Source organism: Parolsenella sp., assembly GCF_982402205.1.
This window is the reverse complement of record NZ_CEVYAT010000001.1, coordinates 34824-47591: the sequence shown is the minus strand read 5'-3', so window position 1 is coordinate 47591 and position 12768 is coordinate 34824. Positions and strand designations below refer to the sequence as shown.

At 65.6% G+C, this 12768-nt stretch carries 13 protein-coding genes and 1 pseudogene; 10 read left to right on the top strand and 4 right to left on the bottom strand.

The window, feature by feature from the left end; all coding sequences use genetic code 11:
• Both AC1VTH_RS00250 and AC1VTH_RS00245 read right to left on the bottom strand, forming a co-directional pair.
• On the bottom strand, positions 1-369 hold the full coding sequence (locus AC1VTH_RS00250) for a methylated-DNA--[protein]-cysteine S-methyltransferase (RefSeq protein WP_481334031.1): 369 nt from the start codon (positions 367-369) through the stop codon (positions 1-3).
• Positions 324-539: pseudogene (locus AC1VTH_RS00245) on the bottom strand (methylated-DNA--[protein]-cysteine S-methyltransferase); the annotation flags it as partial. The gene AC1VTH_RS00250 and the pseudogene AC1VTH_RS00245, both read right to left, overlap by 46 nt.
• A 442-nt stretch (positions 540-981) precedes the next feature.
• Between AC1VTH_RS00245 and AC1VTH_RS00240 the strand changes: the two are divergent.
• Positions 982-3480 carry an excinuclease ABC subunit UvrA gene (locus tag AC1VTH_RS00240; RefSeq protein ID WP_481334024.1) on the top strand — a complete coding sequence of 833 codons (2499 nt, stop codon included), beginning with the start codon at positions 982-984 and terminating at the stop codon, positions 3478-3480.
• A 309-nt stretch (positions 3481-3789) separates the two neighbouring features.
• On the top strand, positions 3790-4125 hold the full coding sequence (locus AC1VTH_RS00235; RefSeq protein WP_481334022.1) for an EamA family transporter: 336 nt from the start codon (positions 3790-3792) through the stop codon (positions 4123-4125).
• 146 nt (positions 4126-4271) lie between these two features.
• Here the strand turns inward: AC1VTH_RS00235 and AC1VTH_RS00230 are convergent, their stop codons facing one another.
• Positions 4272-4802, bottom strand: coding sequence for a nitroreductase family protein (locus AC1VTH_RS00230; protein WP_481334029.1), 531 nt, complete (start codon positions 4800-4802; stop codon positions 4272-4274).
• A gap of 122 nt (positions 4803-4924) precedes the next feature.
• Here AC1VTH_RS00230 and AC1VTH_RS00225 point away from each other — a divergent pair, with 122 nt between their 5' ends.
• The 4 genes from AC1VTH_RS00225 (at position 4925) to AC1VTH_RS00210 (ending at position 7616) form a co-directional block, all read left to right on the top strand.
• Positions 4925-5257, top strand: coding sequence for a winged helix-turn-helix transcriptional regulator (locus AC1VTH_RS00225; RefSeq protein WP_481334021.1), 333 nt, complete (start codon positions 4925-4927; stop codon positions 5255-5257).
• Positions 5250-5414: an arsenate reductase/protein-tyrosine-phosphatase family protein gene (locus tag AC1VTH_RS00220; protein WP_481334019.1), complete on the top strand. Its 165-nt coding sequence runs from the start codon at positions 5250-5252 to the stop codon at positions 5412-5414. The genes AC1VTH_RS00225 and AC1VTH_RS00220 overlap by 8 nt, the downstream gene beginning before the upstream one ends.
• 52 nt (positions 5415-5466) lie before the next feature.
• Positions 5467-6207, top strand: a complete 741-nt coding sequence (locus AC1VTH_RS00215; RefSeq protein WP_481334028.1) for a tRNA (N6-threonylcarbamoyladenosine(37)-N6)-methyltransferase TrmO — start codon at positions 5467-5469, stop codon at positions 6205-6207.
• A 473-nt stretch (positions 6208-6680) separates the two neighbouring features.
• Positions 6681-7616 carry a type I phosphomannose isomerase catalytic subunit gene (locus AC1VTH_RS00210; protein WP_481334018.1) on the top strand — a complete coding sequence of 312 codons (936 nt, stop codon included), beginning with the start codon at positions 6681-6683 and terminating at the stop codon, positions 7614-7616.
• Positions 7617-7891: 275 nt separating this feature from the next.
• Here the strand turns inward: AC1VTH_RS00210 and AC1VTH_RS00205 are convergent, their stop codons facing one another.
• Positions 7892-8374, bottom strand: a complete 483-nt coding sequence (locus tag AC1VTH_RS00205; protein ID WP_481334016.1) for a pyridoxamine 5'-phosphate oxidase family protein — start codon at positions 8372-8374, stop codon at positions 7892-7894.
• A 450-nt stretch (positions 8375-8824) separates the two neighbouring features.
• Between AC1VTH_RS00205 and AC1VTH_RS00200 the strand changes: the two genes are divergently transcribed.
• The 4 genes from AC1VTH_RS00200 (at position 8825) to AC1VTH_RS00185 (ending at position 12739) form a co-directional block, all read left to right on the top strand.
• The gene (locus AC1VTH_RS00200) at positions 8825-9418 is read left to right on the top strand and encodes a ClpP family protease (protein WP_481334014.1); all 594 of its coding nucleotides are present in this window, start codon (positions 8825-8827) and stop codon (positions 9416-9418) included.
• 83 nt (positions 9419-9501) lie between these two features.
• Positions 9502-10950, top strand: coding sequence for a VirD4-like conjugal transfer protein, CD1115 family (locus tag AC1VTH_RS00195; protein ID WP_481334012.1), 1449 nt, complete (start codon positions 9502-9504; stop codon positions 10948-10950).
• 264 nt (positions 10951-11214) lie between these two features.
• Positions 11215-11787 (top strand): hypothetical protein, encoded by a 573-nt coding sequence (locus AC1VTH_RS00190; protein WP_481334011.1) that lies wholly within the window; start codon positions 11215-11217, stop codon positions 11785-11787.
• Positions 11788-11854: 67 nt separating this feature from the next.
• A complete protein-coding gene (locus tag AC1VTH_RS00185; RefSeq protein ID WP_481334009.1) occupies positions 11855-12739 on the top strand; it encodes a tRNA dihydrouridine synthase in 885 nt (294 codons plus the stop codon).
• Positions 12740-12768 lie beyond the last annotated feature (29 nt).

The window sequence follows — 12768 nt, the reverse complement described above, 5'->3', positions numbered from 1 at the left end:
CTACAGCGCCGTGCCGTGCGTCGGCCTGGTGAACGAGTCTCGCAGAGCGCCCTCATGTGCGAGCAGGGCCACCTTGGCATCGATGCCGCCGCCAAAGCCCGTGAGGTTGCCGTGGGCGCCCATGACGCGGTGGCAGGGGACGATGATACAGAGCGGGTTGTGGCCAACGGCTCCGCCGACGGCGCGGGCACTTTGGCGGGCGCCCGTCTTGTGCTCAATAGCTGCGGCGATATTGCCATAGGTTGCCGTGGAGCCATAGGGGATGGCGAGCATGGCCTCGCGCACGCGCGCCTGGAACGGCGTGGGCGCGGGGCGAGCGGCAGCTCGTGCGGGTTGGGGCGGTCGCCTGCAAAGTAGTGGTCTAGCCAGCTGGCGGTCTGGGCAAATATGTCGAGGTCGGGGGCATTGTGCATGGGTTCGCTGATGCCATGGCCAACGTAGCGACCGTGCTTGAACCAGCAGCCCAGCAGCGCGTCGCCATCGCTTGCGAGCAGAAGTGGCCCCACGAGCTTCGACGCGTATTCGGTGCGGTAGATCATCTGCGGCCCTTCTCGCACTGTTCTTGCCATTGGTTATACACGTTTATCGAATCGAGCCATCGATAGCGCACGTCTGCGGAAACGCGCCATTGGTCTAGCGCGTTTGTGGGCCCCGGGGCGTGTAAAACCGATGGCTCGAACTGGCGGTGGCGCGGAGCCATCGATCTTGCACGTTATGGAGCGCTGAAACGTGTAAAACCGATGGTTCGAACTGATGGCGCTTGGAGAGGCATCGGGCCTCATGTCGCAACGAAAAAAGGTAGCCGCTGCTCCAGCTGTGGTGACGCCCTGGGCGCTCCCGGGCGTCAGGGTGCGTGTCCGCATCGCGTGAGGTAGCGAGGCGGTTGGGTCGCAAGGCCCAGGGACCTCTCGTCCTTGTGCGCTGCGCCCGTGTGCGAGGGTGCATAATCGAACGGCTTGGAATGCGAGAGGGGAGAGCCGCGTGGGCAAGGCGATCGATCACATCGAGGTGCGCGGGGCACGCGTGCACAACCTCAAGAACGTCGACGTCGACGTTCCGCTGGGCGAGCTCGTGGGCATCGCCGGCGTCTCGGGCTCGGGCAAGAGTTCGCTGGCGCTGGGCGTGCTGTATGCGGAGGGCTCGCGCCGCTATCTTGAGGCGCTCTCGACCTACACGCGCCGTCGCATCTCGCAGGCAGGCAAGGCGTCTGTCGACGACGTGCGCTATGTCCCGGCGGCGCTTGCCCTGCACCAGCGCCCCGCCGTACCTGGGGTTCGTTCGACGTTTGGCACCTCAAGCGAGCTGCTCAACAGCCTGCGCCTGCTCTTCTCGCGCGTGGGCAGCCACGTGTGCCCACACTGCGGCGCCCACGTGCCTCCCACCCTCAATGTGGCGGCCGAGCTGCCCATCGTCTGCCCCGAGTGCGGCGGCACGTTCTATGGTCCCGGCGCCGAGGAGCTGGCCTTCAACAGCGGCGGCGCCTGTCCCACCTGCGGTGGAACCGGCATCGCACGCACCGTGAACCGCGCGGCCCTCGTGCCCGACGAGTCAAAGAGCATCGACGACGGTGCCGTGGTGGTGTGGGGCTCGCTCATGTGGGACCTCATGAAGCAGGTCTGTGGCGCCATGGGCGTGCGCACCAACGTTCCGTTTTGCGAGCTCACGGATGCCGAACGCGCCGTCGTCTTCGATGGCCCGGCCGAGAAGAAGCACATCCTGTACAAGGCCAAGAAGGGTGACAACTTCGCCGAGCTCGACTTTACCTACTTCAACGCGGTGCGAACCGTGGAGAACGCGCTTGCCAAGGCCAAGGACGAGAAGGGTCTCAAGCGCGTGGCCAAGTACCTCACCGAGGGCCCGTGCCCCGACTGTGGCGGCTCCCGCCTGTCGGCCGCGGCGCGCGGACCCCTCGTGCGCGGCATCAACTTGGCGCAGGCCACGGCTATGACGCTCGACGAGGCGGTGGCCTGGGTGGCCGGCGTGCCCGCCTCGCTTCCCGAGGAGATGCGTCCCATGGCGGCCTCCATCTGCGATTCGTTTGAGAGCACGGCCCACCGGCTGCTACAACTGGGCCTGGGCTACCTCTCGCTCGACCGCGCGGGGTCCACGCTTTCGACCGGCGAGCGCCAACGCGTGCAGCTCGCGCGCTCGGTGCGCAACCGTACCACGGGCGTGCTCTATGTGATGGACGAGCCCTCGATTGGCTTGCATCCGGTAAATATCGACGGCCTGCTTGGCGTCATGCGCGACCTCATCGCCGACGGCAACTCGGTGGTGATGGTCGACCATGACACGCGCATCCTGGCCCAGGCAGACCACCTCATCGAGATGGGGCCTGCCGCGGGCGCAGGTGGCGGCGCCGTGGTGAGCCAGGGAAGCGTGGAGCAGGCTGCGGGCAATCCGGCCTCGCTCATCGGCCCGTACCTCTGCGGCGGCTCCCGCGTGGTGGCGCGGTCCCAGGCAAGTGCCGACGCCATGTTTGACCTGGGACGCATTCATCTCGAGTCGAGCGGGCTGCATACCGTGAGGCAGTTCGTCGTTGACATTCCCAAGGGCAGGCTCGTGGCCGTGACGGGCGTGTCGGGCTCGGGCAAGACCACGCTCGTGCTCGAGACGCTCATCCCGGCGCTTACGGCAATTGCGGCGGGCGAGCCGCTGCCGTCGCACGTTACCGCGCTCGAGGCGGCGGGCATCAGTCGCGCGAACCTCATCGACGCCACGCCCATTGGCATTAACGTACGCTCGACCGTCGCCACCTACAGCGGCGTGCTCGACGACTTGCGCCGCGCCTATGCGCGCACCGATGTGGCGCGCGAAGCTGGGCTCAAGCCGGGCGCCTTCTCGTACAACACGGGCAGCCTCAGGTGCCCTACCTGCGACGGAACGGGCCAGATCTCGCTCGACGTGCAGTTTCTGCCCGACGTCGACATAGCCTGTCCCGATTGCCGGGGCACGCGCTATGGCACGCTCGCCGGCACAATCAAGCGCATTGAGAAGAAGCGGGCCAAGGGCGAGGCGCTATCGTTGCCGCAACTCATGAGCCTGTCGGTCGACGAGGCCCTGCCGCACGTGGCCGACCTCAAACGCGCTCGCGAAAAGCTGCAGACCCTGCACGACCTGGGGCTTGGCTACCTTACGCTCGGCGAGGCAACGCCTGCGCTTTCGGGCGGCGAGGCGCAGCGTCTCAAGCTCGCAAGCGAGATGGGCCGCGGCCAGGACGATGCCGTGTTCGTGTTCGACGAGCCTACGATTGGCCTTCATCCGCGCGACGTCGAGACGCTGCTGCGGGTGTTCCAGCGCCTGGTTGAGCAGGGGGCCACGGTTGTGGTGGTCGAGCACGACCTCGACTTCATCAACAATGCCGACTACGTGATCGACATGGGTCCGGGTGGCGGCGAGGCCGGTGGCCGCATCGTTGCGTGCGGCACGCCCGCGCAGGTCGCCGCGTGCCCCGAGAGCGTTACCGGCCGCTACCTCTAGCTGGGGCGATGGGCGGCACATGTGCCTTTCGGCGTTGACCCTCTGCGGGTGTCTGCTTGCCGATTGGCGCGTGCGGATGGCCGCGACCCCAAAAACATCGTCAAATTGGTAACCTACTTGGGCCTTGCCGAGTAGACGCCGTTGTCTGGCGGCAAAAGCCCAGGTGACGAATGGCGAAACGGGGGAGCTGCTCGCCGTTCTCGCCAGAGGTTACCGACTTGACGCGACTTTTATTTGCGGAGGGCCTTCTACTTATTTTACGGAGGGCTGCCGGCCCCTCCTTGGGCGCCGGGCTGCCGCCTTGCGTGCATGTCGCGGTTGCGTCACGGCCCGAGCGCGATAGTTTGCCCATCTCGACGCTACGTAGATGGATGGTGGGCTCATGAAGAACAAGTTGGTGGCGCTCTTTGCCGTGAGCTGGCGTTTATTTGCCTTTCTGGCCTGGCGACGGGTGCCTCGTGGCTGTGCTACTACCGTGCGCTGCAAGATGACCTCGCCAGCGTGGTGGTGCCCATCGACAAGCTGAGCATCCTCGCGACCATCGCGTTCTCGTGGCTCGTTTTTGGCGAGAAGCTCAGCCGCCGCTCGGCGGGCGGCCTGCTCCTCATCGTGGCGGGCACCCTGCGCATGGTCTTCATGCACTAAGTAGCAAGGCTGGAACAATGAGCCCGCGGGCTATTGCCCCAACCTTTGATAAAACCGCAGATAAAGTGGGGCAGAATAGCTCCGGGTTCTATTGTCCCAAGATGGCGGAGGCGGTGGCCATGTGGCTGTCGCCTCCGCTTGCGTCGCTAGGCCCAGGTGAAGTTCTCCGCGCCGGCGGCAACCTCGCAGTGGTACTTGACGATGCCCAGGTCGACCTTGGAGAAGAATGCCGTTGCGGCCTTAGCCTGCACTTTGTTGCCCGCAAGCGTGAGGGTGAACTTCTGCTGGTTCATGGCCGTGGGGGCGAGCAGGGCGGCCTCGACGCCGCGGCGGAACCACGCGGGGGAGCTCTCGGTCACGTTCGAGACCTCGCTGGCGGCCTTGACCTTGTGCGCAACGCCCTGCGTGGTGCCGTACCCCAGCGAGATCACGATGCAGAGCTCCTCGTCTGGTGCCACCTCAAAGGCACCCTTGACCCTCTTGAACGTCATGCCCACCCAGCAGGTGTTGAGGCCCAGCTGTTGAGCAAGAAGCACGAGCTTCTCGCCCAAGTAGCCACAATCCTCGTCGAGGCTGGGGCCCTTCTTGCCCACGAGGGCAATGTAGTTGCGCACGCCACTGAACTCGCGGTATTTGGGCCAACGACGGCATCTCCTTTGGCACTTCTCGCACGATATAAGGATGGACGAGGCGTGCGGCTCGCAAAAGAGCGCACAAATCTATTCCCTAGTTACCTAAAGGTGACTAGGTTTCAGCTTGGGCGCGCCGTGGGATATTACAGCGTGAGGAAGAGAGTCCCATGCTTACCAAGGACGAGCTGCCGCCGTGCCCGGTGGCAACGTGCTTTCAGCTGTTTGGCAACAAGTGGAAGATCTACGTGATTCAGCAGCTCGAGGTGAGGCCGTTTGGCTTCAACGAGCTGCGCCGCGCCATTCCGGGCATCAGCCAGAAGGTGCTGTCGTCGAACCTCAAGGAGATGGAGGCCGCGGGGCTCATCAACCGCGAGGTCGTCCCCGAGACACCGGTCCGCACGGAGTACTCGCTGACCGAGCTAGGCGCCTCGCTCATGCCGCTCATCGAGTCGATGGTGACGTGGGGCACCAACTATCAGGAGCTGGTGCGCGGTGAGTAGGCCGCGCGTGGTGTTTGTCTGCGTGCACAACTCGTGCCGCAGCCAGATTGCCGAGGCGCTGGGGCGTGCGCTTGGCGTTGGCCTCCCTGCTGGTCCAGTGGCTTGTCGCTTTGTCGAACTGTTCTGGTGCCATGACGCGATGCTGCCTCGGACGTAGGTTCTCCGGTGCCATATTCTCGCTCTGGGCCGGGGACGCTACAATCGTGGCCATGGAACCCATCGCCCACATACGCACGGACCTGCCGCAGAAGTTTGGCATCCCGCGCAACAGCTTTCTGGCCCCTCACCTGCAGGGACGCATCGTCTTCGAGCCGGCGTACGCCAGTGCGGCGGCCGTCTCGGGGCTCGAGCGCTTCTCGCACCTGTGGCTTATCTGGCAGTTTGAGAATGGCGTGCCGGGCGGTGCCGCCGCCGACGTTGCGGCCGATGCCTCCGCCGCCGAGCGCGTTGCGGCGCCCGCCAAGTGGTCCAAGACCGTGCGGCCCCCGCGCCTGGGCGGCAGCGAACACGTGGGCGTCTTTGCCACGAGGAGCCCCTTCAGGCCCAACGGCCTGGGTCTCACCTGCGTGAGGCTCGACCATGTCGAACTCACGGACGCGGGTCCCGTCATTCACGTCTTGGGCGCCGACCTGCGCGACCGCACGCCCATCTACGACATCAAGCCCTACATTCCCTTTGCGGACTGCCACCCAGACGCCACGGGCGGATGGATTGACGACAACCCCTGGCACGAGCTGGCCGTTGACTTCCCAGAGGGCCCGCGCTCCCGCGTTCCTGCCGAGAAGGTCGAGGGACTCATCGAGGTGCTGCGCCAAGACCCGCGGCGTGCGGGCAGCAAGCACGAGCCCGAGCGCATCTACCACCTGGCCTACGCGGGGCTTGACGTGTCGTTTACCGTCGATGGCGACGACCTGCACGTTATTGGCGTTGACGACGGGTTGGGGCACTAGGCTCGCAATCGGGGCGGCATCGTGTCACCGGCGCTCGCTGCTGCCGGGTCGCGGGTTCTGGTGCGCGAGCAGCAGAGCCAACAGCAGGCAGAGCTGCCCCGCGGCGTTGGTGAGCTGCTCGATCCAGTTGGAGCGGGCGTCGAACTGGTTGCGGTGGCCGGCAAATTTACGAGAGGCAATTGCAGCGCTCGTGGTTCTCGCGCAGAAGTTCTTGGGCTATGGCGGGCGGGTTTGGAAATATGTCCGGCCCGCCTGCCAAGCGAATGAGCTTTTGCTTTGCAAGCTGGCGCCGTCAGGCGAGGCGTTGGGACTACGGCTTCCCGAACTTGTCTTCTGGTGCTGCGTACCTCCGCCTGCCGCTCTATTCGTGCGCTCATATGTTAGATAAGCCATTAGTAAGCGTGCTGCTATGTAATGACTTATACTGATGCCAAGGCCGACAAGGCCGCCAAATCCAACTCGGGAGGCATCGCATGGGCCCGCTTCTGTTCAACACCAACTACATCGCACCCATCTGGTCGGGCGACCGCATCAACAAGGCTCGTGGCCTTGAGGGCGACACCCTCTACGGCGAGGGCTTTGACCTCACCGCTCACCGCGGCATGGTTACCTCGGTCAAGGGCGGCGAGTACGACGGCACCCCGCTCGACGAGCTCATCCGCACGCACCATGCCGAGGTCATCGGCGACTCCGACGATGATGGCGTGACCCAGACGCTGCTGCTCGACTCCAAGGAGACCGTCTCGGTGCAGGTGCACCCCAACGAGGCCTATGCCCAGGAGCACGAGGACGATCACGAGAAGGCCGAGGCCTGGTACGTGTTCGAGGCCGATCCGGGTGCCACGCTCATCGCGGGCTCGATCACCGACGACGTCGAGGCCCTGCGTGCCGCTGCCGCCGACGACACCATTGGCGACAAGTACGGCCGCCGCGTCGCCGTTACCGAGGGCGACTTCATCGTCGTGCCCTCTGGCACGCTGCACGCCTATGGTGCGGGCATCTTCGCCGTCGAGATTGGCACGCTGGGCTTTACGACCTATCGCCTGTGCGACTGGGGCCGCGGCCGCGAGCTCCATGTCGAGAAGGGTTTTGACGTGCTCGACGTGCGTCCCCAGCCCGAGCCCCTTCACCTGGGCACCTTCGATGCCGCCGCTCCCGCCAAGACCGTGCGCGGCACCGCCGACGACGACCTGTTCGTCATCGACATCCACGACATCCCGGAGAGCTTCACTGAGGAGATGAACGGCTGCTATCGCGTGCTGACCTGTGTTGCGGGCGAGTGCGAGGTGTCCTCCGCCGAGGGTAGCGTGCACCTGGGCTTTACCGAGTCGTGCCTCGTTCCCGCGAGCGCCGGCGGCTACACCGTAACGGGCGCTTGCCGCATCGTCTCGAGCCGCATGAGGCACTAGACCGCTGAAATCGCTTGACGAGGAGGGCCCGGAGCCGCGCCGCTTGCGACTCCGGGGCCTTATTCGTGCCTTGTGATGGACCTTGGGGCGTGTCCGCGGTTGTCCCTTATAAAAAAGTGCATCAAATAGGTAACCTAACCATCGTTTGGCCGAATAGGCAAGAATGCGCTCGCTCTCTACCTGCGGTTTTGCGGGAACAAAAGCGGTGCTATTCGGCGGGTGCCAAAGAGGTTACCGACTTGACGCAAAAATTCGCTGTCGGGCCCCGCGCCCTCCTACTTCTCCTTGATCTGCTTGCCCGTGAGGTGCTCGATCTCGATGACGTAGAGCTGCATGCCGGCGATACCGCTTGCGATCTCTGCCTCGACCTCCTCGGCGGTGGGGTAGTAGCGAAGCGCGAGCTCGCGGACTTTCTGGACGGCGAGCTCGGGGTCGTTCTCGAGGCGGCAGCGGCCAAAGACAACCGTGCTGCGCACGTAGGGCGTCCACTCGCCCTCCTTGTGGAAGTCGCCGCCAAAGACGGTGAAGCAGACCTTGTCGCTCTTGGCGAGCGCGTCGACCTTGTGACCCTGCTTGGCGCCGTGGAAGTAGATGCGGTTCTCGCCCGGCTCGTAGAGGTAGTCGAGCGGCAGCGCAAAGGGGTAGCCTTCGTCGCCATTCACGGCAAGCACCCCGCGCTTTTCGTTAAGCAGCAGTTCGCGGGCCTCGTCGTCGGTGATGGCGCGGCTCTTCCTGCGCATCGGTCGAAATTCCGTCATGGTCTCCTCCAGGTCGTCGGGGTGGGCTACGGGGCATTATGCCATCGCGCGGCGGAGCGGGGTGCCCTGCCGCTCGTCTTGGCGCGTGCCGCATGCCGCGTTAGGCACCCCCGCTTATACCCCGTCATACTTCCCACAGGCCGCTTGTCGCTATCTACGATTAATGTCCGATAGCGTGCAAAAATCTCTTGCTCCATCCAGGGCGGCATGCTAGAGTGCGGCCATACATTCTCCCTCCCGAAGGCGCACATCGGCGCATGGAGTTGAGGGAGCGAGCGCGCCCCGACGGTGCAAGTCGGCATCTGGAGTTGGCGCGCCCACAATTCAAGGAAACCCAACCGCATAGATGGCGAGAGCCGATGACGCATACCGCTGTGCCGCAAGACGGCCATGGCGGTGTCGCTAGCCCCTGCCGCGTACCCATGCACGCCAACTGCGAAAGGAACCGCCATGTGCAACTCCATCACCTACGTCCCGCAGGTCCTGCGCGAGACCGCCGAGGGCATCACCAGCTTTGACATCCGCGACGAGATGCTCGCCTCCCGCGAGCTCGAGCTCACCTGCGCCGTCGACGCCGAGTCCTGTGCCGCCGCCATTCGCGGCCTCATCTACCTGCAGCGACAGGACGCCAAGGCGCTCATCACGCTCTACATCAACAGCCCGGGCGGTGAGGTCCAGAGCGGCCTTGCCCTCTATGACGCCATGCAGGCCGTGAGCTGCCCCATCCGTACCGTCTGCCTGGGAATGGCGGCGAGTATGGGCGCGCTGCTGTTCATCGCCGGCGATGAGCGCGAGATGCTGCCCCACAGCCGCGTCATGATTCACGACCCGCTCATCGGTGGGGGCATCGGCGGCAGCGCGCTTTCGGTCAAGGCCCGCGCCGACGACCTCATGCGCATCCGTGACATCACGGCCGAGGTCATCTCGCGCCACAGCGGCATGTCGCTGGAGCAGGTCTTCGAGCTCACCTCGCGCGACACCTACTTCGAGGCCACGGCCGCCGTCGAGGCGGGCCTCGCCGACCGCGTCGTCACGACCCTCTAGGCGCTACGCCGGCCACCGCAGTGCACCACATCTACCAGCACAAACACCAACGCGTGCACGTCACGCAGATTGCGAGAACCACCATGGCCAACACCGTCGCCACCACCTCCGAGGATCGCTCCGCCTACGCGGGTGACCTCATCCTCACCGCCAATCGCACCTCCCCGCTTGACTCGTGGGAGACGGGCCTCAACAACAACGTGCTCGTCCTGGGCTGCTCGGGCGGCGGCAAGACCCGCAACCACCTCAAGCCCAACCTGCTCGAGGCGCGCGGCTCCTACGTTGTTCTCGACTCGAAGGGCCGCCTCGCCTCCGAGATGGGCCCCTACCTGCGTAGCCAGGGGTACCAGGTCGAGACCATCGACTTCACCACGATGGAGGGCACCATCGGCTACGACCCGCTCAACAACGTGCGCTGGAGCCACGGCAGGCCCCTCGCGCAGGACATCATCGCCATCGCGAGCGCCATCTGCTCCAAGGACGACATGGGCAACGATCCCTTCTGGGGCGTTGCCTCGGCCAACTACCTTGCAAGCTACATCGCCTACGTCTTCGAGGCGCTGCCCGACCACGAGTGGAACATGGCCTCGGTCGTCAAGGTCTTCGAGGCCGCCTGCGCGGGCGATGCCGACGAGCTCTTCCGCGACCTGCGCCGCCAGGACCCCGAGTCCTACGCCGTGTCGCTCTATCGCCGCGCCAAGGCCACGGCGCGCGCCGAGAGGATGCATGCGAGCATCATGGGCATCATCGCGGCAAACCTCCTGCCGCTGACGTTCGACAGCGCCCTCGCGTCGTTCCGCAACCCCCGTCAGCTCAACTTCCGCGAGCTGGGCGTGGGCAAGACCGCCGTCTTCGTGACGATGGACGACCTCGACGACAGTCTGGCGCCGCTCACGAGCCTCTTTGTGCGCCAGGCCTTCTCGACCCTGTGCGACTTCGCCGACACGGAGTGCGAGGGCGGCTGCCTCCCGGTGCCCGTGCGCTTCATGCTCGACGTCTTTGCGAACCTCACGCTGCCGGGGTTCGACCGCGTGCTGTCCGTGGTGCGCAGCCGCGAGATCAGCTGCACCGTCATCTGCCAGACGGTGAGCCAGCTCGAGGCTCGCTACGGCCAGGCCGAGGCCAACTCGATCATTGGCAACTGCGACCGCCAGCTTGTGCTGGGCTTCCAGGACGAGGCCACGGCTCGCTACTTCTCGCTGCGCGCCAATCGCACCCCCTCGAGCCTGCTCGAGACGCCGGCCGGCAGCTGGTGGTACTTCGAGCGCGGCCAGCGTGGCGTCTGCGAGCCTGCCTACGTGCTCGAGAGCCACCCGAGCTACGAGGCATGCCTCCTGAGTGAGGAGTTGGGGGCTGGCCCGTCCGATTACGCGCTCGACGGCTGGGAGGAGATCGATTCCGCGGACTACTGCGTTGACTCTCGCGGCAACGTGTGCTTCTGCCCCGACTGCGACCTTGAGGGCCGCTGCCTTGGTCCCGGTGCGACGTTCGAGCAGAACTGGGAGGCCGCCCATGCCGCCGACGTTGCGTAAGGGGGCGAGGAGGGCGTCCGCGCTCGACGACGCGAGCCGCGGGCGCCCTTGCCCGTACCGCCGCCGGCACCCTTGGTCCCTACTTTGCGGACTGGAAGCGATAGCGCCAGCATATGACAAGGGGGCCGTGCCCTCTGTCATATGACAAAAGGCACGTCCCCCTGTCATATGACAAAAGGCACGTCCCCCTGTCATGGGGCTCCGGCCCTCTGCCACTCGCCGTGCGCTGCTGTTAGACCATTGATGAATCGCCAGGAAGGACCCATGGCCCAGAACTTCTTTGACCTGCTCTACAACGGCTACACCGGCGAGCACCAGCTCATGAGCTCGCTGTATCGCAACGGCCTCGACGCCCTGCGCCCGCCCGCAGACATGGGCATCGACGTCGTGTCTCTCAACCTCAAGGCCCGCCTCGAGAACCCCTCGGTGGTACCCGAGACGTTCTTCTTCCAGGTGAAGACCGCCGTGACCGACGTGCGCGAGGAGGGCGACAAGCCCGACGCCATCACCACCGTCTACTTCAAGCTCAAGGCGAGCGAGGTCGACCTGCTGGCCCGCGGCCATGACCGGGCGCTCTTCTGCTACGTCTACAACAGCGAGGCGGACGCCCTCACCGACTCGTTCGAGGCACCGTTCATGTGCTTCTGGATCGACGGCGAGCGCTTGGCCGCCCTGCGCGACGGCGGCGCGTTCTTTCGCGTGGAGGGCGAGACCAAGCTCACCCTGGCCTGCCAGCTGCGCAAGCCCACTCACGAGTGGGGCCACTGGTACGCCGTGGTGGTGGGCGAGAAGGGCCAGCAGATTCCCGAGGGCTACCTCGACCACGCCCGGGCGTAGGGGGTTGGCATGATCTTGTCGCTGGCGCCCATGGAGGGCGTGACGGGGCACGTGTTCCGCGCAGTCCATGCCCGCTGCTGGGAGACTCGACCGCTACTACACGCTCTTCCTCATTCCGCCGCGCGTGGGACACCCCTTTGCGAGCCGCTATGCCAGGGAGCTCTGCCAGGAGGGCGACCGCGACCTCGACGTGGTCCCGCAGCTGCTCACCAAGGATGCCGACGAGTTCGTCTGGGCGGCCGGGCTGCTTGCCGAGATGGGCTATGCGGAGGTCAACCTCAACGTGGGGTGCCCGTCGGGCACGGTGACGGGCAAGGGCCGAGGGGCGGGGCTCCTGCGCGACCTGCCCGCCCTCGAGGCGCTTCTCCAAGACGTCTGCGAGAGGTCGCCGCTGCCCGTCTCGGTCAAGACGAGGATCGGCTTTGCCTCGGACGACGAGTTCGATGAGATCCTCGCGCTGTACTGCCGCCTTCCCCTGGCCGAGCTCATCGTGCACCCGCGCGTGAGGGAGGACTACTACCGGGGCGCCGTGCGGAGGGAGGCCTACGGCGAGGCGCTGGCGAGGGCGCCGTTTCCCGTGGCGTACAACGGCGACATCTTCTCGGCCGGCGACTTCGCGAGCCTGGTGGCGGCGTTCCCGCAGACGCGCCACGTGATGCTTGGCCGGGGCCTCGTGGGCAATCCCGCCCTTGCGCGCATGATCGGGGGAGGCCCCGCCGCCTCGATACCCGAGCTCGAGCGCTTCCACGACGAGCTCTATGGCGCCTATGAGGCCGAGTTGGGTGGCAACGCCGTCTTTCGGATGAAGGAGTGGTGGAGCTACGCGAAGGGCCTCTTTGCCAATCCGCGCGCGATAGAGCGCGCCATGAGGAAGGTGCGTAAGGCGGCCGAGTACGAGGCCGTGGCGAGCAAGGTCTTTCGGTGCGAGGGGCTCGCGTCCCCTCGCCGCTAGCCGGTGGCGCGCGGCCATGCTCGCGGCCC

Coding starts and splice junctions, on each gene's coding strand:
- AC1VTH_RS00235 (WP_481334022.1), top strand. CDS start 3,790: ATGTCGCGGTTGCGTCACGGCCCGAGCGCGATAGTTTGCCCATCTCGA.
- AC1VTH_RS00225 (WP_481334021.1), top strand. CDS start 4,925: ATGCTTACCAAGGACGAGCTGCCGCCGTGCCCGGTGGCAACGTGCTTT.
- AC1VTH_RS00215 (WP_481334028.1), top strand. CDS start 5,467: ATGGAACCCATCGCCCACATACGCACGGACCTGCCGCAGAAGTTTGGC.
- AC1VTH_RS00210 (WP_481334018.1), top strand. CDS start 6,681: ATGGGCCCGCTTCTGTTCAACACCAACTACATCGCACCCATCTGGTCG.
- AC1VTH_RS00205 (WP_481334016.1), bottom strand. CDS start 8,374: ATGACGGAATTTCGACCGATGCGCAGGAAGAGCCGCGCCATCACCGAC.
- AC1VTH_RS00200 (WP_481334014.1), top strand. CDS start 8,825: ATGTGCAACTCCATCACCTACGTCCCGCAGGTCCTGCGCGAGACCGCC.
- AC1VTH_RS00195 (WP_481334012.1), top strand. CDS start 9,502: ATGGCCAACACCGTCGCCACCACCTCCGAGGATCGCTCCGCCTACGCG.
- AC1VTH_RS00190 (WP_481334011.1), top strand. CDS start 11,215: ATGGCCCAGAACTTCTTTGACCTGCTCTACAACGGCTACACCGGCGAG.
- AC1VTH_RS00185 (WP_481334009.1), top strand. CDS start 11,855: ATGCCCGCTGCTGGGAGACTCGACCGCTACTACACGCTCTTCCTCATT.